This is a genomic window from Rhodococcus spelaei (genome assembly GCF_006704125.1).
Classification (GTDB): Bacteria; Actinomycetota; Actinomycetes; order Mycobacteriales; family Mycobacteriaceae; genus Rhodococcus_G; species Rhodococcus_G spelaei.
Genome location: NZ_VIGH01000007.1, coordinates 170,854 through 192,608 on the forward strand (window position 1 = coordinate 170,854; position 21,755 = coordinate 192,608).

18 protein-coding genes are annotated in these 21,755 nt (G+C 69.4%); 8 read left to right on the top strand and 10 right to left on the bottom strand.

The features are described 5' to 3' along the window. Positions 1 to 30 precede the first annotated feature (30 nt). On the bottom strand, positions 31 to 1,494 hold the full coding sequence (gene ftsY, locus FK531_RS16215; RefSeq protein ID WP_142101136.1) for a signal recognition particle-docking protein FtsY: 1,464 nt from the start codon (positions 1,492 to 1,494) through the stop codon (positions 31 to 33). A 58-nt stretch (positions 1,495 to 1,552) separates the two neighbouring features. After that, positions 1,553 to 2,191, bottom strand: a complete 639-nt coding sequence (locus tag FK531_RS16220; protein ID WP_142101137.1) for a TetR/AcrR family transcriptional regulator — start codon at positions 2,189 to 2,191, stop codon at positions 1,553 to 1,555. Between the two features lie 137 nt (positions 2,192 to 2,328). Here FK531_RS16220 and FK531_RS16225 point away from each other — a divergent pair, with 137 nt between their 5' ends. The 6 genes from FK531_RS16225 to FK531_RS16250 are packed head-to-tail and all read left to right on the top strand — an operon-like array spanning position 2,329 to position 10,215. Then, on the top strand, positions 2,329 to 3,696 hold the full coding sequence (locus FK531_RS16225; RefSeq protein ID WP_142101139.1) for a flavin-containing monooxygenase: 1,368 nt from the start codon (positions 2,329 to 2,331) through the stop codon (positions 3,694 to 3,696). Between the two features lie 14 nt (positions 3,697 to 3,710). Next, a complete protein-coding gene (locus tag FK531_RS16230) occupies positions 3,711 to 4,850 on the top strand; it encodes a serine hydrolase domain-containing protein (protein WP_142101141.1) in 1,140 nt (379 codons plus the stop codon). Further along, positions 4,850 to 5,890, top strand: coding sequence for an NAD(P)-dependent alcohol dehydrogenase (locus FK531_RS16235; protein WP_142101143.1), 1,041 nt, complete (start codon positions 4,850 to 4,852; stop codon positions 5,888 to 5,890). The genes FK531_RS16230 and FK531_RS16235 overlap by 1 nt, the downstream gene beginning before the upstream one ends. A gap of 31 nt (positions 5,891 to 5,921) precedes the next feature. Continuing rightward, on the top strand, positions 5,922 to 7,583 hold the full coding sequence (gene casG / locus FK531_RS16240) for a steroid-24-oyl-CoA synthetase (RefSeq protein ID WP_142101144.1): 1,662 nt from the start codon (positions 5,922 to 5,924) through the stop codon (positions 7,581 to 7,583). 46 nt (positions 7,584 to 7,629) lie between these two features. Continuing rightward, positions 7,630 to 9,378 carry an N-acyl-D-amino-acid deacylase family protein gene (locus FK531_RS16245; protein WP_142101146.1) on the top strand — a complete coding sequence of 583 codons (1,749 nt, stop codon included), beginning with the start codon at positions 7,630 to 7,632 and terminating at the stop codon, positions 9,376 to 9,378. 54 nt (positions 9,379 to 9,432) lie between these two features. Next, positions 9,433 to 10,215: an SDR family NAD(P)-dependent oxidoreductase gene (locus tag FK531_RS16250; protein WP_142101148.1), complete on the top strand. Its 783-nt coding sequence runs from the start codon at positions 9,433 to 9,435 to the stop codon at positions 10,213 to 10,215. Between the two features lie 9 nt (positions 10,216 to 10,224). Here FK531_RS16250 and smc read toward each other — a convergent pair whose 3' ends face one another. Continuing rightward, entirely contained in the window at positions 10,225 to 13,839 is a 3,615-nt protein-coding gene (smc, locus tag FK531_RS16255) for a chromosome segregation protein SMC (RefSeq protein WP_142101150.1), read from the bottom strand. Positions 13,840 to 13,887: 48 nt separating this feature from the next. After that, positions 13,888 to 14,664 carry a VOC family protein gene (locus tag FK531_RS16260; RefSeq protein WP_142101152.1) on the bottom strand — a complete coding sequence of 259 codons (777 nt, stop codon included), beginning with the start codon at positions 14,662 to 14,664 and terminating at the stop codon, positions 13,888 to 13,890. Between the two features lie 97 nt (positions 14,665 to 14,761). Here FK531_RS16260 and FK531_RS16265 point away from each other — a divergent pair, with 97 nt between their 5' ends. After that, complete coding sequence (locus FK531_RS16265; protein ID WP_246098205.1) at positions 14,762 to 16,306, top strand: APC family permease; 1,545 nt, start codon at positions 14,762 to 14,764, stop codon at positions 16,304 to 16,306. Positions 16,307 to 16,510: 204 nt separating this feature from the next. On the opposite strand, the gene FK531_RS16270 is transcribed toward FK531_RS16265, so the two are convergent. The 6 genes from FK531_RS16270 to FK531_RS16295 all read right to left on the bottom strand — a co-directional run bounded on the left by FK531_RS16270 (position 16,511) and on the right by FK531_RS16295 (position 20,730). Beyond that, positions 16,511 to 16,966 (bottom strand): DUF350 domain-containing protein, encoded by a 456-nt coding sequence (locus FK531_RS16270; protein WP_142101156.1) that lies wholly within the window; start codon positions 16,964 to 16,966, stop codon positions 16,511 to 16,513. Between the two features lie 40 nt (positions 16,967 to 17,006). Beyond that, positions 17,007 to 18,173, bottom strand: a complete 1,167-nt coding sequence (locus tag FK531_RS16275; protein ID WP_142101158.1) for a glutathionylspermidine synthase family protein — start codon at positions 18,171 to 18,173, stop codon at positions 17,007 to 17,009. Position 18,174: 1 nt separating this feature from the next. After that, positions 18,175 to 18,684 carry a hypothetical protein gene (locus FK531_RS16280; protein ID WP_142101403.1) on the bottom strand — a complete coding sequence of 170 codons (510 nt, stop codon included), beginning with the start codon at positions 18,682 to 18,684 and terminating at the stop codon, positions 18,175 to 18,177. A 136-nt stretch (positions 18,685 to 18,820) separates the two neighbouring features. Continuing rightward, positions 18,821 to 19,102, bottom strand: a complete 282-nt coding sequence (locus FK531_RS16285) for an acylphosphatase (protein WP_142101159.1) — start codon at positions 19,100 to 19,102, stop codon at positions 18,821 to 18,823. Between the two features lie 10 nt (positions 19,103 to 19,112). Further along, on the bottom strand, positions 19,113 to 20,273 hold the full coding sequence (locus FK531_RS16290; protein ID WP_246098207.1) for an SMP-30/gluconolactonase/LRE family protein: 1,161 nt from the start codon (positions 20,271 to 20,273) through the stop codon (positions 19,113 to 19,115). A gap of 13 nt (positions 20,274 to 20,286) precedes the next feature. Further along, complete coding sequence (locus FK531_RS16295) at positions 20,287 to 20,730, bottom strand: OsmC family protein (RefSeq protein ID WP_142101163.1); 444 nt, start codon at positions 20,728 to 20,730, stop codon at positions 20,287 to 20,289. A gap of 139 nt (positions 20,731 to 20,869) precedes the next feature. Between FK531_RS16295 and FK531_RS16300 the strand changes: the two genes are divergently transcribed. Beyond that, entirely contained in the window at positions 20,870 to 21,739 is an 870-nt protein-coding gene (locus FK531_RS16300; RefSeq protein ID WP_142101164.1) for a universal stress protein, read from the top strand. Positions 21,740 to 21,755: the final 16 nt, after the last annotated feature.

Sequence of the window (21,755 nt, forward strand, 5' to 3'; positions counted from 1 at the left end):
ACTCCCGGACGGGAACCGTCGGTGGCGGCGTCAGCCGAGCAGCGCGTCCACGAAGGCTTCCGGTTCGAACGGGGCAAGGTCGTCGGCGCCCTCACCGAGCCCGACCAGCTTCACCGGGACACCGAGTTCGTGCTGCACCTGGAACACGATGCCGCCCTTCGCGGTGCCGTCCAGCTTGGTCAGCACGACGCCGGTGATGTCGACGACCTCGGCGAACACCCGCGCCTGGACGAGCCCGTTCTGCCCGATCGTCGCGTCGAGCACCAGCAGCACCTCGTCCACGGGCGCCTGCTTCTCCACCACCCGCTTGACCTTGCCGAGCTCGTCCATCAGTCCGGTCTTGGTGTGCAGCCGGCCCGCGGTGTCCACGATGACGACGTCGACACCGGTCTCGATGCCCTTGCTGACCGAGTCGAACGCGATCGCGGCGGGGTCGGCGCCCTCCTTGCCGCGGACCACCTCCGCCCCGACGCGTTCCGCCCAGGTCTGCAGCTGATCCGCGGCGGCCGCGCGGAACGTGTCGGCGGCACCCAGAAGCACCCGACGCCCGTCCGCTACGAGCACTCGGGCAAGCTTGCCGGTGCTGGTGGTCTTGCCGGTGCCGTTGACACCGACCACCAGCAGCACACCCGGGGTCGCGTCGTGCGGCAGCGCCTTGATCGAGCGGTCCATCTCGGGGTGCAGGGCGTCGATCAGCACCGACCGCAGCAGCGCGCGCGCCTGCGGTTCGGTCTTGACGCTTCCGCCCGCGATCTCGGCGCGCAGCTTCGTGACGATCTGTTCGGTCACCGCGCTGCCGAGGTCCGCGATCAGCAGCGTGTCCTCGATCTCCTCCCAGGAGTCCTCGTCGAGGTCGCCGCCGCCGAGCAGTCCGAGCAGCGACTTGCCGACCGCAGACTGCGAGCGTGCGAGCCTGCCGCGCAGGCGGTCCAGGCGGCCTGCGGTCGGCGCGATCTCCTCGATCACCGCCGCGGCCGGAGCCGCCGGCTCGGGGGTGACCACCGCCGGTTCCGTCACGGGTTCGGGGGCGAGCACCTCCGGTTCCGGCGCGGCCGGAGCCGCTTCGACCCCCGGCTCTGCAACCTCCGGCTCGGCAACCTCCGGCTCGACGACCGTCGTCTCGGCGACCTCGGGCTCGGCCACCGTAGGTTCGACGACCCCCGGTTCTATGGCCTCAGCTTCTACGGCCTCGGCCTCGGCTTCGGCCTCGACGACCTTCGGTTCGACGATCGGCGGGACGACGACCTTCGGCGCCACCGGTTCCGGCTTCGGTTTGGGCGGCGCGGTCGCAGTCGCGCCCTGACTGAAGCTGAACCCGCTCTCGGCCTTGTACCCGCCTGAGCGGTCCTTGGCCTCGCCGAGCGCCTCGGTCGTGGTCTTGTCGCTCGGCGCGAGGCTGACCTGCCGTCGGCGGTACAGCACCGCCCCCACGACGAGGGCGACGAGAAGGACGGCCACGACGGCCGCGATTGCGATCCAAGCTCCGGTAGTCACCGCCCCATACTCTCAGGCCCGCGTGACGAGGGTGAACGAGGCGCGTCGGCGGGACCGGTCAGTGCTGGGCCGGGGCCGACAGGGCCGGGAACCAGATGTCGGTCAGCACCTCGGCGGCACGCTCGGCCGACACGTCGATCGTGCCCTGCATCGCCCACCGGGTGAAGAACCGCTCGATCTGAGTCGACAGGAGTTCGATCCGAAGTCGTGCCTCGTCGCGGCCCGATTCGGGCCACCGCGCCAGGTAGGTCGTCATCACGTTCGGCAGCGAGAGCATGCCCTCCCGGGCGATCGCCGCGAATTCGGGTTCGAGCACGGTCGCTTCGTCCCACGCCCGGAGCAGTGCCCGGTACTGCTGGAACCATTCGATCGCCCGCATGATCCAGCCGGTGAACTCCGTCCGCGAGCCGGTGTCGAGGACGCGATCGAGGTCCTGATAGATCGCGAGGGTGCTCGGCACGGTGCCTTCTGCGCTGAGCGTGCGCAGGATGTCCACCTTGCCGGGGAAGTGCAGATAGAAGGTGGCCCGACTGCACCCGACCTCGGCCGCGATGTCGTCGACCGTGACGGCGGCGTATCCCCGCGCGGCGAACAGCGCACCTGCTGACTCGACGAGTCGGGCCCGGGTGGCCCGCTTCTGTTCGTCTCGCAGGGTCCCCCGCCTGTTGCCTGCCGGCTTGCGCACCGCCTCCACCATGCAGACCAGGATACCCGGCGACCACTCACTGATCTAACAGGCACTCACAATCGGTGTGAAGATTCACTTGACATACCGTTAGCGAACACTGTTTTATGGCGCAGGTCACATGGAACTACTTTCCGAGAGAGAACGTCATGACATCCACGAACCTGCCACGGGTCTGCGTCATTGGCGCCGGACCGTCCGGAATCACGACAGCGAAACGGCTGAAGGACCACGGCATCCCGTTCGACTGTTTCGAGGCCTCCGACGAGGTCGGCGGCAACTGGTACTACAAGAACCCGAACGGGATGTCGGCGTGCTACCAGAGCCTGCACATCGACACCTCCAAATGGCGCCTCGCCTTCGAGGACTTCCCGGTCCCCGCCGAGTGGCCCGACTTTCCGCACCACTCGCTGCTGTTCCAGTACTTCAAGGACTACGTCGACCACTTCGGACTGCGGGAGTCGATCACCTTCAACACCTCCGTCGAGCATGCCGAGCGGGCCGCGGACGGGCTGTGGACCGTCGCGCTGTCCACCGGCGAGACCCGCACGTACGACGCGCTGATCGTGTGCAACGGCCACCACTGGGACCCGCGGACACCTGACTACCCCGGCGAGTTCGACGGCACCCTGATCCACAGCCACGAGTACAACGACCCGTTCGACCCTGTCGACATGCGCGGCAAGAACGTCGTGGTGGTCGGGATGGGCAACTCCGGCCTCGACATCGCCTCCGAGCTCTCGCAGCGCTTCCTGGCCAAGACGCTCACCGTCTCCGCCCGCCGCGGCGTCTGGGTGCTGCCGAAGTACCTCAAGGGCGTGGCCGGGGACAAGATGTCGATGCCGGCGTGGATACCCCGCCCGCTGTCCATGGCGCTGCAACGGCGCTTCCTGGACAAGAACATCGGCACCATGGAGGGCTACGGCCTGCCCAAGCCCGATCACCTGCCCTTCCAGGCGCACCCGTCGGCGAGTGGCGAGTTCCTCGGCAAGGCGGGCTCGGGCGACATCGCGTTCAAGCCGGCGATCACCGCACTGGAGGGCAAGCAGGTGCGCTTCGCCGACGGCAGCACCCTTGACGTCGACGTGATCGTCTGCGCCACCGGTTACCACATCAGTTTCCCCTTCTTCACCGATCCGAACCTGTTGCCCGACAGCGAGAACCGCTTCCCGCTGTTCAAGCGGATGATGAAGCCCGACATCGACAACCTGTTCTTCATGGGCCTCGCGCAGCCGATGCCGACCCTCGTCAACTTCGCCGAGCAGCAGAGCAAGCTCGTCGCCGCCTACCTCGCGGGCAAGTACCTGCCCCCGGCGCCCAGCGAGATGGGCGCCGTCCTCGCCGCCGACGAGGAGTACTACCTCAAGCCGTACTACAAGTCGCCGCGGCACACCATCCAGTGCGAGTTCGATCCGTACGTGCGGAACCTGAAGAAGGAAATCGTCAGCGGCGGAAAGCGCGCCCAGGCCGCCGGCAACGCGCTGCCCGTGCCGGCCCGTGCCATGCAGAACGCGTAAGGGAGAGATTCGACATGACACTGACACAGGGATTCTGCGACACGGCCTTCGAGCCGGTGCGCGAGGCACTCGAACAACAGCTCGCCACGGGCGAGGAACTCGGCGCATCGATCTGCGTCACGGTGGACGGCGAGCCGGTGGTGGACATCTGGGGCGGCCACACCGACACCACCCGCGACACCGCCTGGGAGCGCGACACTCTCGTCAACGTCTTCTCCATCACCAAGACCATGACTGCCCTGAGCGCGCTGCTGCTCGTCGACCGCGGCCTCCTGGACCTGGACGAGAAGGTCGCGCACTACTGGCCGGAGTTCGCCGCGAACGGCAAGGCGGACGTCGAGATCCGGCACCTGCTCGCGCACACGTCGGGCGTCTCCGGGTGGGAGCCGCCGATGCAGCTCGAGGACGTCTACGACCACGAGTCCGCCGCGGCCCGGCTGGCCGGTCAGCCGCTGTGGTGGGAGCCGGGCACCGCGTCCGGGTACCACGCACTCAACTACGGCCACCTGATCGGCGAGGTGATCCGCCGGATCGACGGCCGCACCCTCGGACGGTTCTTCGACGAGGAGCTGGCGCGGCCGCTCGGCGCCGACTTCCACATCGGTACCGGCCCCGAGCATTTCGGCCGGATCGCCCCGATCGTGCCGCCGCCGGCACTGGAGTTCGACATGGCGACCCTCGACCAGGACAGCATCCTGGTCAAGACGCTCACCTGCCCGCTGCTGGACTACGAGCGCACCGCGGACCCGGCGTGGCGCAGCGCCGAGATCGGCGCCGTCAACGGCCACGGCAACGCCCGGTCGATCGCACGTCTGCAGTCGATCGTCTCCGGAGGTGGCCTGCTCGACGGCCGAACATGGCTGTCCCCCGGCACCGTCGACGCCATCTTCCGGGAGCAGTCCGACGGCTTCGACCTGGCGCTGATGACGCCGCTGCGGTTCGGCATCGGGTACGGGCTGCCGCAGGCGCAGACGGCCCCCACCGTTCCCGACGGCCGGGTGTGCTGGTGGGCGGGGGTCGGCGGCTCGTTCGTCGTCAACGACCTCGACCGCGGCGTCACCTTCGCGTACGCGATGAACAAGATGGCGCCCGGGCTGATCGGCTCTGACCGAGCCGACGCCTACCTCACCGCGGCGTTCGAGGCGGTGGCGTGATGCGGGCACTGCAACTGACCGACCCCGGCGTGCTGGAGATCCGGGAGGTCCCGGTGCCGGAGATCGGCCCGTCGGACCTCCTGATCCGGGTCGGCGCGGCCGGGATCTGCCACTCCGATCTGCACCTGCTGCATTTCCCGGTCAAGATGCGGGAGGAACCGCTCACCATCGGGCACGAGATCGCCGGCACCGTCGAGTCCGTCGGTAGCGGGGTCGACGGGCGGCAGGTCGGGGAACGCGGGATCGTCTACCTGTGCTGGTCGTGCGGCGTCTGCCGGGAGTGCGTCAGCGGCAACGAGAACGTCTGCCTCGCCGCGGGCCGGACCGCCATGCCGCCGTGCCCCGGTCTCGGCCCGGACGGCGGCATGGCCGAGTACGTCAAGGTCCCGGCCCGGTCGTTCGTCCCCATCGGTGACCTGGACTTCCTTCAGGCGGCTCCGATGGCTGATGCCGCGCTGACCAGCTACCACGCCATTCGAGGCGCCAAGGAGCACCTGCGTCCCGGTTCCACCGCAGTGGTGATCGGCGTCGGCGGGCTCGGGCACGTCGCCGTGCAGATCCTGCGTGCGCTCAGCGCAACCCGGATCGTCGCGGTGGACCTCGGCCGGGACCAACTGGACCTGGCGAAGCGCTGCGGCGCCGACATCACCCTCGAATCCGGTCCGGACACCGCGCGCCAGATCCTCGAACTGACCGGCGGCCGCGGCGCGGACGCGGTGTTCGACTTCGTGGGTATCGATCCCACCGCCCGCATGTCGGTCGAGTCGGTGGCACCGAACGGTGCCTACCGGATGGTCGGTCTCGGCGGCGGAGTGCCGGGGGTGACTGCCGACCCGGCAGGCGGCCCGGGCTGGCCGTGGGGAGCGTCCGTCCGGAAGTCCTACGGCGGCACCAGAAGTGACCTCGTCGACTCGATCGCGCTGGCGCAGGCCGGAAAGCTGGTCGTGGAGGTGGACCGGTTCGACCTCGCCGACGCCCGCGAGGCGTTCGACCGACTGGAGGCGGGCAAGATCCGCGGACGGGCGGTGCTGGTCCCGTGACCGGGTACAAGACGATCCGAAAGGAAATGCAGTGACGAAAGCTGTTGACCCCCAGGCGTACATCGCCTCGGTGATGGCCGGACTGACGGGACCGGGCGGGCGCTTCGAACTGGGTGTCGAGGACGTGCTCGGGACCGAGATCCCGGTGATGCTGGGCCGCGACCAGGCGCTCGGCGACGTCCTGGCTGCCTCGCTCGCATTCGGCGACCGCGACTACCTGGTCACCGAGGACCGCCGGATGAGCTACGCCGAACACGGGGCCGCCGCGGCCGCACTCGCCACGGCGTTGCGTGAGCGGTACGGCGTCGGCAAGGGCGACCGCATCGGCATCCTGGCAGCCAACACCCCCGAGTGGCTCGTCGCCTTCTGGGCGGCACAGGCGCTCGGCGCGATCGCGGTCGGCTTCAACGCCTGGTGGGCGCCGCGCGAGGTCGAATACGGCATCGGGCACACCGAGCCCACGGTCGTGATCGTCGATGCCAAGCGCGCTGCACTGCTCGACGAGCTCGGCATCGACGTACCGGCGCTCACCATGGAGGCGGACGTCCCCCGTCTGGTCGCGGAGTTCGCCGGCTCCGACCTGCCACGCAACGAGGTGGACGAGGACGATCCGGCGGTGATCCTCTACACGAGCGGGACCAGCGGCCGACCCAAGGGCGCCGTGCACTCGCACCGGAACCTGCTCGCGGTCATCGACTATCACCGGTTCAGCGACGCGCTCGCCGCCGCGTTCACCGGCGGCGACCCGAACTCGGATGCGCCGAGCGACCTGCGGTACCTGCTCACCTCGCCGCTGTTCCACATCGCCAGCCTGCACAATCTGGCCGTTCCCAGGCTGGCCACGGGTGGCGCGGTGGTGATCTACCAGGGCTCGTTCGACGTGGACCGGATGCTCCGGCTCGTCGAACGCGAACGCGTGACCAACTGGGGCGCCGTCCCCACGCTGGCGAACCGCCTGCTCGAGCACGAGGATCTGTCGCGATACGACCTCTCGTCCCTCACCGGGTTCGCTCTGGCCTCGGCGCCGTCGTCACCGGCCTTCCAGGAACGGCTCCGCGAGACGCTGCCGTTCGCGAAGAACGCACTGGTCGACAGCTACGGTCAGACCGAGTGCAGCACGGCGGTGTCCGTGGCGACGCCGCCGGAGCTCCAGGCGTTCCCCGGCACCCTCGGCCAACCCATCATCGGAGTCAGCGTGGAGGTCCGGGACCCGTTCGGGGAGAAGGTGTCCGACGGGGTGGAGGGCGAGATCTGTGTGCGAAGCCCCTACGTGATGCTCGGCTACTGGGAGAACCCCGAGGCCACCGCCTCCACGATCAGCGCGGACCGCTGGCTGCGGACCGGCGACTACGGGATGCTCGAGGACGGCCGGATCCGGCTCACGGGGCGACGGTCCGACCTGATCCTGCGGGGCGGCGAGAACGTGTACCCCGTCGAGGTCGAGCAGTGCCTCGACGAACACCCTGCCGTTCTCGAGTGCGTGGTGATCGGCGTTGAGCACCCCGATCTCGGCCAGGAGGTGGGCGCGGTGGTCGTCGCGCGGTCGGAGGAGGCCGTCACGGAGGAGGAGCTGCGGGCCTTCGCGGGCGAACGCCTCGCCTACTTCAAGGTCCCGGCCCGGTGGCGGATCACCACCACTCCCCTGCCACGCAACGCGACCGGCAAGACGATGCGCACCAAGGTGGTGCTCTGATGGCCCCCCTGTCCGCAACCGACATTCGAGAATGGACCTGTCAGCGATGAGCTACGACGTGATCATCAAGAACGGCCGGTGGTTCGACGGCACCGGCGCGAGATCCGAGACCCGGAACCTCGGCATCCGTGACGGGCGGGTGGCCGCGGCGTCGACCCAGGCGCTCGACGAGTCGGACTGTCCGCAGGTGGTCGACGCCGCCGGGAAGTGGGTCATCCCGGGCATGGTCGACATCCACACCCACTACGACGTCGAGGTCATCCTGAGTCCGGGCCTGACGGAGTCGGTGCGACACGGCGTCACCACGATCTTCCTGGGGTCCTGCTCGCTGTCGGCGGTCCATGCCGGCCCCTCCGACGCGGGCGACCTGTTCGGCCGGGTCGAGGCCATCCCGCGCAAGCACGTGGTCGACACGCTCACCGAGTCGAAGAACTGGACTTCGGCGCGCGAGTACGTCGAGGCGATCGAGGCGCTGCCGTTGGGCCCGAACGTCGCCTCCTTCATCGGCCATTCGGACATCCGCGCCGCGCAGATGGGCCTGGACCGGGCGACCCGCAAGGACGTCAAGCCCACCGCGGCCGAACTCGACGCGATGGCAGCCAAACTCGAGGAGGCGCTCGACGCGGGCTTCATCGGCATGTCCTCGCAGGAACTGCTGTTCGACAAGCTCGACGGCGAGGTCTGCCGGTCCCGGACCCTGCCCTCGACGTACTCGACTCGGCAGGAACGTCGCCGCCTCAGTGCGATCCTGCGACGCCGGGGCCGGGCATTGCAGGCCGGCCCGGACGTGGGCCGCCCGCAGTCCATGGTCGCGTTGGCGCTGAGCAGCGTGGGGCTCTTCCGCCGCCCGTTGAAGGTGAGCCTGCTCTCGGCCGCCGACGTCAAGGCGATACCGGCTGTGGCGCACGTCTTCCCGGCCATGGCGCGGGCCGTCAACGGGATGCGCGGCGACTTCCGGTGGCAGCACCTGCCCGTGCCGTTCGAGGTGTACTCCGACGGCATCGACCTTCCTGTCTTCGAGGAGTTCGGCTCCGGAGCGGCGGCGCTGGACCTGTCCAACCAACTCGAGCAACGGAGCGCCCTGTTGGCCGACGAGTCCTACCGCCGCCGATTCCGCAAGGACTACGACAAGAAGTACGGGCCGCGGGTCTGGCACCGCGACTTCTTCGACGCCGAGATCGTCGAGTGCCCGGACGAGTCCGTGATCGGCAAGACCTTCGGACAGGTCGGGGTCGACCGGGGCGGGGTGCATCCGGTGGACGCCTTCCTCGACCTGGTCGTCGAGCACGGCACCAAGGTCAGGTGGCGCACCACGATCTCGAACCACCGCCCCGAGGTGCTCAACAAGTTCGCGTCCGATCCCGGTATCCAGCTGGGCTTCTCCGATGCGGGTGCGCACCTGCGTAACATGGCCTTCTACAACTTCGGCCTGCGCCTGCTGCGGCGCGTCCGCGACGCCGAACGGGCTGGGACGCCGTTCATGTCGGTGGAGCAGGCCGTGCACCGGCTCACCGGCGAGCTCGCCGACTGGTACGACCTCGACGCCGGGCACCTGCGCGAGGGCGACCGGGCCGACGTCGTGGTGATCGACCCGGCGCATCTCGACGCCTCGCTCGACGCCTACGCCGAATGCCCGGTCCCCGAGTACGACGGCCTCTCCCGGATGGTGAACCGGAACGACGACGCGGTGACCGCCGTGTTCGTCGGCGGCGAGTACGTGTTCGGCGACGGCGAGCCGGCACCGGCGCTCGGGACCCGGCGCACCGGGAGCTTCCTCCGCTCCGGCGCCCGGTAGTCGAATCACCCTGTGCCACAACACCTACATGAATCAGCAAATGGAGTGACGTACATGGACGAAGACAGGTTCGCCGGCAAGACCGCTGTGGTCACCGGAGCCGCATCCGGAATCGGCGAGGCGATCGCGGCGCGACTGCTGGCCGAAGGCGCGAACGTCGTGGGACTCGACGTCGCCAAGGACGCCCTGGAACGGATGGCCGAGGAGTTCGGCGAGTCCTTCCTGCCCGCACCGGCCGACGTGACCGTCGAGGCCGAGGTCGCCGCCGCACTCGACGCGGCCGCGACCAGGTTCGGCGGGGTGGACCTCGCCTTCAACGTGGCGGGCGCATCCCGCGTCGGGGCGATCGTCGATCTCGAGGAGGCCGACTGGGATTTCACCGTCGACCTCGTCCAGAAGGGCGTGTTCCTGTGCACCAAGCACGAGGCCCGGCACATCCGCGCGTCCGGACGCGGCGGTGCGATCGTCAACGTGTCGTCCCTCAACGCCGTCGTACCGATGCCCGCCGGCAGCCCCTACTCGACGGGCAAGGCGGGAGTCGTGATGTTCAGCAAGACCGCGGCCGTCGAACTGGCGCCCGACGGCATCCGGGTCAACGTGGTGCTGCCGGGCCTGGTGGACACGCCGTTGGTGGCACCGGTGATGGCCTACGAGCCGGCGAAAGAGATGTTCCTCGAACGCATCCCCGCCGCTCGCGCGGCGACCCCGGAGGAGATCGCCGGACCGTGCCTGTACCTGGCGAGCGAGGACGCCAGCTACATCACCGGCGCGAGCCTGGTCGTGGACGGCGGATGGGACCTGACCACCTATCCCGACCTGCGGCGCCTCGGCGGCTGACCGACGCGGCTACTCCCCGACCGGCTGCGGGGTCCGCAGGTTCTGACCCCGCAGCCGCTGGGAAATCACCTGGGTGATGCCGTCCCCGCGCATGCTCACGCCGTAGAGGGCGTCGGCGACCTCCATGGTCGGCTTCTGGTGGGTGATGACGATCAGCTGCGACTTCTCCCGCAGCTGCTCGAACAGTCCGATCAGCCGGCGCAGGTTCGTGTCGTCGAGCGCCGCCTCGACCTCGTCCATCACGTAGAACGGGGACGGTCGCGCACGGAAGATCGCGACCAGCATCGCGACCGCGGTCAGCGACTTCTCGCCGCCGGACAGCAGCGAGAGTCGTTTGACCTTCTTGCCCGGCGGACGGGCCTCGACCTCGATGCCCGTGGTCAACATGTCGCTGGGATCGGTGAGCACGAGCCGGCCCTCGCCGCCGGGGAACAGCTTGGCGAACACCCCGACGAACTCGCGTTCGACGTCCGCCCACGCCTCGGTGAACACCTGCAGGATGCGGGCGTCCACGTCGGCGACCACACCGAGCAGGTCCTTGCGGGCGTTCTTGACGTCCTCGAGTTGGGTGGACAGGAAGTTGTAGCGCTCCTCGAGGGCGGCGAACTCCTCGAGCGCGAGCGGGTTGACCTTGCCGAGGGTGGCGAGGTCCTTCTCCGCACGCTTGGCGCGCCGTTCCTGGCTGGCGCGGTCGTAGGGCATCGGGGCAGGCGCGACGACCTGCTCCCCGCGCTCGCGGGCCTGTTCGTACTCGGCCATCTCGAGCTCGGAGGGCGGCAACGGCACGTCCGGCCCGTACTCGGCGATCAGGTCGTCGAGGCCGATGCCGTGCTGCTCGGAGATGGTCGCCTCGAGCTGCTCGATGCGGGTGGCGGCCTGCGCGCGGGCCACCTCGTCGCGGTGGACGGCGTCGGTCAGCGCGGTGAGGGTGGCGGTGTACTGACGCACCCGCTCCTTGACCGCCTCGAGCTGCTGGGACCGTTCGGTGCGCTGACGGGTCAGCTCGTCGCGGTGCGCGACCGCCGAGGCCACCACAGTTTCGAGGTGTGCGGCAACCCGCTGGCCGGACTCGGCGACCGCCGCGGCCACCGCGGCCGCATTCTGCCGGGCGGCCATCGCGCGTTCGGCGCGAGCCCGGGCGTCGCGTTCGGCCTGCGCCGCGCGCCGCAGCGAGTCGGCCTTGCCGCGCACGGATTCCGCGCGTTCCTCGGCGGTGCGCAGGGTCAGCCGGGCCTCGACCTCGACCGCCCGGACCTCCGACAGGGCCGCGGCAGCGGCCTCGCGTTCCCCACTGCTCGGGTCGTTACCTGCGGGGTCGCCGTCCGCCGACTGTTCCTGCTGGGCGAGCGCCAGGCGCTCCTCGAGTTCGCGCAGCGCCGCGACCGCCTCCTCGCGGCCACCCTCGGCGGTGGCTCGCTGGGCTGCGAGCCGGTCCGACTCGGCGTGCGCGGCCCGGGCCACCTGCCCGAGCCTGCCCAGCTGCTCGTAGATTGCGGACATCGCGGCATCGGACTCGTTGAGGGCGGCCAGGGCCTGTTCCGCGGACTCGGCGCGGTCCGCGCGCTCGGCCTCGGCTCCGGCGAGCGCGGCGGCCAGTTCGTCGGCGCGACGTTCGGCATCGGCGAGACCAGCGGTGGACGCGTCGATCGCGGACTGCACCTCGAGGGTCGACGGCCTGCGATCCGAGCCGCCAGTCATCCAGCCGGCTCCGGCCAGGTCGCCGTCCAGGGTGACAGCACGCAAATGTGGCTGCGCGGCAACGAGTTCCGAGGCAGCATCGAGGTCCGCGACCACCGCGACCGCACCGAGCAGGGCGGTCAGCGCACCCGTCATGTCTCCGGGGTGTTCGATCAGCTCGAGTGCTCGATTTGCCCCCACCGGCATCGGGGTCGTCGCGGTCGGCGCCGCGGCGGTGCCACCGATGACCAGTGCCGCGCGGCCACCATCGCCTGCCTTGAGTGCGGTCACGGCCGCCCGCGCGGAGTCGACGGACTGCGCGGCGATGGCGTCAGCAGCGGGTCCGAGGGCCGCGGCGATCGCCACCTCGAAGCCAGATCGGATGCGCAGCAGCCCTGCCAGCGGGCCGACGAGACCGTCGCCCGTGTGGTGATCGCCAAGCCAGGCGGCGCCGTCCTTCTGCTGCAGTCCGATCGAGAGCGCGTCGATGCGGGCGCGCAGGGATGCGACTTCCTGCCCGGCAGCTCGCTCGGCGTCCTGGAGTTCGGTCACCCGCGCGGTCGCGGTCTCGAGCGCGGCGGTGGCCCGCTCGTGGTGCGAGTCCAGGCCGAGTTCGCCCGCGTCGAGGTCGCCGATCTTCTCCTGGACGGTCTCGAACTCGGTCTGTGCGGCGTCACCGCGTGCGCGGGCCTCGTCGATGGCCACCGACAGTCGCGCGACCTCGGAGTCGACGGAATCGGCGCGGCTGCGCAGTGTGTCGACCTGACCGGAGAGCCGGGCCAGGCCTTCGCGGCGGTCTGCGATGGCACGCACTGCGGCGAGGTGGGCGCGCTCGGCGGCGGCGGACGCCTCCTCGTAGTGGGTCAGCTGCTCCTTGGCCGCGTCCAGGGTCGCCCGGGCGATCTCGAGCGCCTCGAGCAGTTCGGCCTCCTCGGCCGCCACCCGCTCGGCCTGCGCCTCCAGTTGGTCGGGGTCCTGCCCGCGGCCGCCGGCGGGCGCGGCATCGAGGTGCCGAGCGCGTTCGGCGGCGATCCGGATGGTCGCGTTGACCCGTTCGGCGAGGGCGGAGAGTTGGAACCAGGTCTGTCCGGCGGCCTCGGCGCCGGGGTTCAGACGGGCCAGCGCCTGCTCGTGCTGGCCGAGTTCGGTGGAAGCGGCCTCGAGTTCGGCCTGCACGTGCTCCTGCTGGGCCCGTGCCATCGCCTCGTCCTTGGCCTGGGATGCCAATTCCGTGCGCCGGGTGACCAGGTCGTCGGCGGCCAGCCGCAGCCGGGCGTCGCGCAGGTCCGCCTGCACGGTCTGCGCCCGCCGCGCGACCTCCGCCTGCCTGCCGAGGGGCTTGAGCTGGCGGCGCAGCTCGGTGGTGAGGTCGGTGAGCCGGGCCAGGTTGGCCTGCATGGCGTCCAGCTTTCGGACGGCCTTTTCCTTGCGTTTGCGGTGCTTGAGGACGCCCGCGGCCTCCTCGATGAAGGCGCGGCGGTCCTCGGGCCGGGACTCGAGGATCGCGGCCAGCCGGCCCTGCCCGACGATCACGTGCATCTCTCGGCCGATGCCGGAGTCCGACAGCAACTCCTGCACGTCCATCAGCCGGCAGGACGTCCCGTTGATCTCGTACTCGCCTGCGCCGTCGCGGAACATCCGGCGGGTGATGGAGACCTCGGAGTACTCGATCGGCAGCGCCCCGTCGCTGTTGTCGATGGTCAGGGTCACCTCGGCGCGGCCGAGCGGCGCACGGCCGGCGGTCCCGGCGAAGATGACGTCCTCCATCTTCCCGCCGCGCAGTGCCTTCGCGCCCTGCTCCCCCATCACCCAGGTCAGTGCGTCGAGGATGTTCGACTTGCCGGACCCGTTGGGCCCGACGACACAGGTGATACCGGGCTCGAAACGCAGAGTCGTCGCGGACGCGAAGGACTTGAAGCCCTTCAGCGTCAGACTCTTGAGATGCATGGCGAAAGACGTTACTGCACGGCACCGACCGGATCGGCCATTGAACCGCTACCGAGAGGCCCCCGCCAGCGGCGAGCCGACTGTGAACGTCGCACCGAACGGATCGGTGACCTCCGCGGTCCGACCGTAGGGCATGTCCGTCGGGTCGTCGGCGGAGCCCCCGTTGGCCCGGGCAGCGGCCACGGCCGCGTCGGCATCGGCGACCTGGAAGAGCGTGCCCCAGGCCGATTCGGGCGCGGCCGCGGCACCCATGATGCCGCCGATCTCGTGCCCGTCGGGTCTGCGCAGGAAGGTGAAGTCCGTGCCCGCCAGGTCAGAGTTCCCGTCCAGCGTGAAGTCGAACACAGCGGTGTAGAAGTCCCGCGCCGGACCGGGGTTCGGCGTCACCAGATCGTTGCGCAACAGCGTGTTCGGCTCGTTGACGAGCTCGCAGCCGACGTGCGCCCGCCCCTGCCAGAGCCCGAACTGCGCTCCGGCGGGATCCCGCAGGATCGCCATCCGGCCCTCGCCCATCACATCCATCGGCTCGGCCAGCACCACGCCACCCGCGTCGGTCGACCGGGCCACAGTCACGTCGACGTCGTCGGTGGCCAGGTAGACGTTCCACCAGAAGTCGGTGGCGTTCTCGTCGGGATGCGGCATCAACGCGGCGACCTTCTTGCCCCGCAGCAGACACATCGTGTACCTCCCGAACTCCTCGGGACCGATGTCGAACTCCCACCCGAAGACCGCTCCGTAGAACGCCATCGCGCGGTCCAGATCGGGGATCCCCAGGTCGACCCAGGTGGGTGTGCCAAGAGGTTGATTCGTCGTGACGGCACTCATAGCTACTCCTCAGCTGTCGGGTACGACTCGACGCTAGCCGCCCGCACCGACAAGGACGATGGAAGCGCGCTCCCCGGACTGCACTAATCTGCCCCGAGTGATTGATGACGCGGCGGGAGCCGCCAAGGGATTGCGGGCCGGTGCGCTGAGCCTGACCTCGAGCGTGGTGATCGGCGTCGCCTCCGCCGGACCCGCATACAGCATCGCGGCGACGCTCGGCCTGGTGGTCGCGGCCGTGGGACTGCAGGCCCCGATCGTGGCGCTACTCGCGTTCGTGCCGATCCTGTTCGCGGCGCTCGGTTACAAGGAACTCAATGCCGCCGACCCGGACTGCGGGACCACCTTCGTCTGGGCGACCCGCGCGTTCGGTCCGGCCTGGGGCTGGATGTCGGGCTGGGCGATCGTGGTCGCCGACGTACTGGTGATGGCGAGCCTGGCCCAGGTCGCGGGCCAGTACACCTTCCTCATGCTCGGCGCCGAGGGCATCGGACACGACCCGACGAGCGTGTGGGTGCTGGCGCTGGGCGTCGTGTTCATGATCGCGATGACGTTCCTGTGCTTTCGCGGCATCGACATCTCCGCGCGGTTCCAGTCGGTCCTGCTCACCGTCGAATTCGTCGCGCTGGTCGTGTTCGCGGCGGTGGCGCTGGTCCGGGTGTGGCTGGGCACCGCGGGGGCGGGCGCCCTGACGCCGCAGTGGAGCTGGTTCAACCCGTTCGAGATCGGCTCGTTCTCCACGTTCGTCAACGCGATCCTGCTGATGGTGTTCATCTACTGGGGCTGGGACTCGGTGGTCTCGGTCAACGAGGAGACGGTCGATGCCCGCCGCACACCGGGCCGGTCCGCGGTGATCTCGACCGTGGTCCTCGTCGCGCTCTACGTCCTGGTCACCGTCGCCGCACAGTCCTTCGCGGGCGTCGGCGAAGACGGCACCGGACTGGCCAACCCCGAGCACTTCGACGACTTCTTCGCCGCACTGGGTACCGCGGTGTTCGGCGAGGGAATGCTCGGGCAGGTGCTGACGCATGTGCTGCTGTTGATGATCCTGACCTCCGCGATCGCGTCCACCCAGACCACGATCCTGCCGACCGCGCGCACCACCCTGTCCATGGGCGTGTTCAAGGCGCTGCCGGACAGTTTCGCGCGGGTGCATCCGCGCTTCCTCACTCCGACCGTGTCGACGCTGGCGATGGGAGCAGTGTCGGCCGCGCTGTACGTGGTCTTCAATTTCGTGTCCGACGGCGGGTTGATCTTCGACGCGGTGTCGGCGGTGGGCATCTCGGTCGGCTTCTACTACGGCATGACCGGCGTCGCCTGCGCCTGGCTCTACCGCCACACCCTGCGGCGCAGTACGCGGGACCTGGTGGTGCGGGGCATTTTTCCGCTACTCGGTGGTGCAATGCTGCTGTTCGCCGCAGGCTGGACGGCGGTCACGTCGTTCTCGGGGACGTCGGGCGAAACCAGTTGGGCGATGCCGTTCGCCCCGCACTGGCACATCGGCGGCGTGTTCATCCTCGGGGTCGGTTCGATGGCGCTCGGCCTGCCTTTGATGTGGTGGTGGCGCAGTCGGGAGCGGGCCTTCTTCGACGGCGAGACGATCGGTCGCGGGTTGCCTGAGCGGGAGCGTGCACCCGTTTCGTGAGCCGACGGCGGCCCGGCGACACCTATTCCGAGTGGAACTGAAAAGGTACAACTCGCTGAATCTGTACATTTTCGGCGAGTTGTACCTTTTCGACTTCATGCAGAAGTGATGCTCCTACCCGAGGCCCGCACGGTCAGCGGGTCGGCTCTGCACCAGACCACGTATCGCGGGCGTTGACCGTGTCACGCCACGAAATACCCGGACCTACAGGATCGCCACAGCCACGACGAGGCCGAGCGCGAGATGGGCAGCGGCGACCACCAGCACCTCCGGCGTGAACTTGTCTCGGGCGAGGACCTCACCGATGTCGATGCCGGTCACCAACTCGACAAATCGGACCGAGAAGACCTGTGCCGCAATGCCGACCAGACCGAACACGAAGCTGTAGACCAGGCCTTCCAGCAACCGGCCGGACGACGCGTAGATCGCGAGGACGACGATCAACGCCATGCTCACCATGCCGGACGCGGTGACGACTCCGGCATTGGGCCGCCCCTCCCGCACCAGGGTGCGCAACGCACCGGGGGTGGTCCAGTCGATGGCGAAGAACCCCAGGACCATCAGGGCCAATCCGACGATCGCGTACAACACGATCGCCGAGACACCTCGGCCGAGGGTCGACCAGTAGTCGCTACCGAGGGCCACCACCGTTGTCGTCATTCCGGGCTCCGTTTCGTCTGAGTTCGGCGTGAAAGCACATTCACTGCTTGGGGATTCGATGGGGCACGAACGCCGCACCGTCGTCGGTGACCAGGCCGGCGGTCTCCCGGATACCCAGCCCCGCGGCCTCGTCGCCGACGATCCAGGCGCCGAGTGCCGGCCGCATGCCGTCGAACTCCGGCAGCGGGTCGAGCAGTTGGTACACGAACCCTTCCTCGCCGTAGATCCCGCCTGTGCTGGTGTCCATCCCCGCGCCGACGATCGAGACGTTCGCGCCCTCGCGCCCGAGCTTGGGTTTGCGCACGTACTCGGTGAGCTCGTGCGGATCGTCGAGGTAGGCGGGCAGCAGGTTCGGGTGCCCGGGGTACATGCCCCACAGCACAGCGAGGATCGCCTTGTTGCTCAGCAACGTCTTCCACAGAGGTTCGATCCACATCGTCTCGGGTAGCAGTTCGAGTGCCCGCCTACCGAACTCGTCGTCGAGGATCCATTCCCACGGGTAGAGCTTGAACAACGAGGAGATCGGCGCCTCCTCCAGATCGACGAAGCGGTGCAGTTCGGTGTCGAACCCGATCTCCTCGATGGGCAGCGCCACGGTGTCGAGACCCGCCTCCGCGGCGCACTCCTGCATGTACGCCACCGTGACGTTGTCCTCGCCACTCGCGTCCGCCGTCGACCACGCGAAATGCAGGTCCGTACTGGGCAACTGCTTGCGCACCTCCGCCCAGCGCTCGACCAGCCGCTCGTGCAGGGAGTTCCACTGGTCGTCGCCGGGATGCGCATCGGTCAGCCAATGCCATTGCAGGATGGACGCTTCCAGCAACGTGGTCGGGGTGTCGGCGTTGTACTCGAGCAGTTTCGCGGGTCGCCGGGCGTCGTAACGCAGGTCGAACCGTCCGTAGATGTGCGGGTCGCCCCGTCGCCAGGACTCGGCGATCGGCTCCCAGCTCCATTCGGGCAGGCCGAAGTCCCGGTACCGCTCGGTGAGAATGACCTGCTCGACGGCATTGAGGCACATCGAGTGCAGCAGTTCGACGTCCGCCTCCAGCGCGAGGATCTCGTCCATCTCGAACTCGTAGTGGACCGACTCGTCCCAGTACGGACGGTCGGAGCCGTCGGCCAGACGAGCAGGGCTGCCGTACACCATGCCCTGCGACGCCACCGTCTCCTGCCACCCCGGTCGCGGGGTGCCGCGAAGTCTGCGCACGTCAGGTCCCGCTGCTTCCGGAGCTCTTGCTGCCGAAGCCGCCGCGTTGAATCGTGGTGCCGGACTTGGTCGTGATGGTCGCCCCCTTGGGTGTGACGACGGTGCCGCCGGACATCTTCGTGCCGACGCCGCCGCCGTGGCCGCCGTAGTAGTACCGGTACTGCGAGCCTGCGTAGATGAACATGCCGGCCGAGGCGCCGCTACCGGGAGTGCCCTGCGCGCAGTAGGAATCGTCGACCACGACCTCGGTGTTCGGGTCGATGCAGGTGGCCTCGACGTTGTCCGAGGACAGCGCCGAGTAGCCGAGCGCGACAAGCCCCACCACGCCGACCACAGCGACACCGCCGATCATGGCGTTGCGGCGCTTGCGTTTCTTGGCGGCCTCGTTCGCGGCGGCCTCAGCGGCCAGCCGCTCCTCCTCGGCGCGCTGCTTGCGGGCCTTGTCCCTGGCCCTCGCCTCACCGACGGTCGGCGGGCGAGGCTGGGTGGTGCCGGCTTCCTGGCGACGGATCCGGCCCGCGGGTGTCGTCGGCTGCTCGGCCGCCGAGTCCCCCGGCGACGCCGGATCCTTCGCGCTCGACTCGTCCGGGTTGTCCCCCTCGGGTCCCACCGCGTCCTCCCCACCGTGTGACGTCATCGACCCGACCCTATCGTTCGACGAATCCGACCAGCCCGCCCGCCGCGTCCGACCAACTCTCCACGACCAGGTCGACGGTCCCCGGGGTCGATCCCGACCGCAGCAGCGCGAGCAGCCGCTCGCAGGACGACCTCGTGCCCTCTGCAATCACCAGCACCCGGCCGTCCGGCCGATTCGTCGCGTGCCCGACCAGGCCCAGTTCGAGCGCTCGCGCTCGGGTCCACCACCGGAAGCCCACTCCCTGGACCGAACCGTGCACCCACGCGGTGAGCCGGGCCTGGTGCGGAGACATCGATCCGCCGTCAGTTCGCCGGCGGCACGAGCTTGTGGACGGTGCCCTCGAAGCTGGTCGCGTACAACGCAGTCGCGTCCCAACCGGGACCGGCGCCGAACCGGACCGAGGAGGTCAGGGGCAGGCCGGTCGCGATCTCACAGGTGTCACCACTGACGGGATCGACGCGGACCACCTTGCCCGCCCCGTTGAGCGCCTCGTACAGGTAGCCGTCCGCGCCGAGGGTGAGGTCGTCACCGGCGTTCGCGGGACCCGGACCGGGCAGCCCGAGAACTCGGACCGGGCCGGTGAGATCGTTCGTGTCCAGCACCCGGATCTGCGTGGTGCCCTCCAGCGTGTTGCCGACGTAGACGTGCTTCCCGTCCGCCGACGCGAAAATGCCGTTGGCGGAACCGATGTCCGTGCGCACCGTGACCGGCTCACGCGGTTCGGTCGCCGGGATCCGCACGACGCCCGGCTTGCCGCCGAGCACGTTGGTCACCAACAGGTCGCCGTTGTCGAGCTTGGCCAGACCGTTGGGCATGGTCAGGCCGCGGGCGACCGTGGTCTGCTTGCCACTGTCGAGATCCACCGATTCGACCGTGCCGTTGGTGCTGCCGTACAGCCCCGCCATCACGTTGTTCCCGGTGTTGAACAGGACCCGGTCGCCGTCCACGACGATTCCGCCGGGCGAGTTCACCGAGGACACGAGAGTGCCCTTGTCGCCGTTGGGGGTGAGGGTCCGGATGGCGCCGTCACCGAGCACCGCGCTCTCCGACAGCAGCATCTTGCCGCGACCGTCGAAGCTCAGGTTCTCGAGCGTTCCGAATCCGCTGGCGACAGTGCTCACGGTCCACTTCGCACAGGCTGCGGGCTTGGTCTCGACCGCAGCCGCTGTGGACGGTGTGGCACCGTCCGTGGTGGACGGAGCCGGGGTGGCCGTGGTGGACGGAGCCGGGGTGGCCGTGGTGGACGGAGCCGGAACGGATGTCGTCGCGGGTGCAGGGGCCGCGGAGGTCGTCGTCGGCGCGACCACCGGCGTCGTCGCGACGCCCGGAATCGGCACCGGCAGAACGGGAAGCTGCGGGGCCTCGGGGCCGGAGGTCGGGAGGGGCTGGGCGCCGGCCAGTGGTGCACCGGCGAACACGCCGGCGACCACCGCGCCGACCATCGCAACGCGGGACAGAATCATGGCGCCTATTCGATCACGAATCAGTCTCGACTGAAAGGTTCACGACGGTGCCATTTTTCAGTGTCCGGCCGACGGTGCAGACCTTGTCCACGGACTTGAGGACCACGGTCAGCAGCCGTTCCTGCGCTTCGGCATCGAGTTCGCTGAGATCGACCTCGAGCACCTCGTCGAGCCGCGGGTACACCTCGTTCTCCCGGTCGGCAGCTCCGGAGACCCGCACCCTCGCGTCGTAGTTGTCGCCCAGCCGGCGCGAGAGCGGCAGGTCGGAGCTCATCCCGGTGCAGGCCGCGAGCGCGATCTTCAGCAGCTCGCCCGGCGTGAACACCCCGTCCACGGTCTCCGATCCGATCAGCACTTCGGCGCCGCGCGAGCTGCGGCCGGTGTAGCGGCGGGTTCCGGTCCGTTCCACCCACAGCTCGGTGGCGGCGGCAGTGGTCTCGGGATTCTGTTCAGCCATACGGCAATTTTGCCATCCCGGTCGGCGGGGCGTGCGTGCCGCTCGTCTCTCGGCAAGCACAACCTCGTCCCCAGGGTTAGTTTCGAGACGAGCGGCACGTCAGTGCCACGCCGGCAACAGTTTTCCCCAGGAGGCACACATGGCCGATCACTCCCAGATCGTCGTCGGCGTCGACGGGTCGGACTCGTCGAAGGCCGCGGTGGCCTGGGCCGCCGACTCGGCAGCGGCCCGCGGGACTACCTTGCGCCTGGTATCCGCGGCACTGGCGCCGCTGCCGTTCGCCGGGATGGCGGCGGTCGGCCAGGACTTCTACGACGACCTCGAGGCGGAGAGCCGCCGGCTGCTCGACGAGGCGCGGACCATTGCACTCGAACGTGCACCCGACCTCGTGGTCGAGGCGAGTCTGCACGCCGGGCAACCGGTTCCGGTGCTGCTCGACTGGTCCGAGCGCGCCGCGCTCGTGGTCCTCGGATCGCGCGGACGCGGCGAGTTCACCGGCGCGGTCCTCGGCTCGGTCGCGGACGCCCTCGCCACCCACGGGTCGTGTCCGGTGGTGGTGATCCGCGGCGCCGTCACCGAACCCGGGAACGGACCGGTCGTCGTCGGCGTCGACGGCTCCGCGAACAGCGGACCGGCGATCGGGGCCGCGTTCACCGAGGCGTCACTGCGCGGGTCGACGTTGGTCGCGGCCTTTGCAGCGAGTGACCACGCCGTGGACCGCTTCCTGAATGTCGTTCACGAACCGGACACGGCACTCGACAGTGTGCGGGAGGCGCTCGCGGCGGCACTGGCGGGCTGGGAAGAGAAGTTCCCCGACGTGGCGGTGGAACGAGTGGTCGCCAAGGACCGCCCCGTCCAGCTACTCCTCGACCAGGCCGGCACCGCGCAACTCGTCGTGGTCGGCAGTCGTGGACGGGGCGGGTTCCGTGGGATGTTGCTCGGGTCGACCAGCCGCGCCCTGCTGCACGGGGTCGAGTGCCCACTGATGATCGTGCGCGACCGGCGCTGACGAACCTCGACGAGAG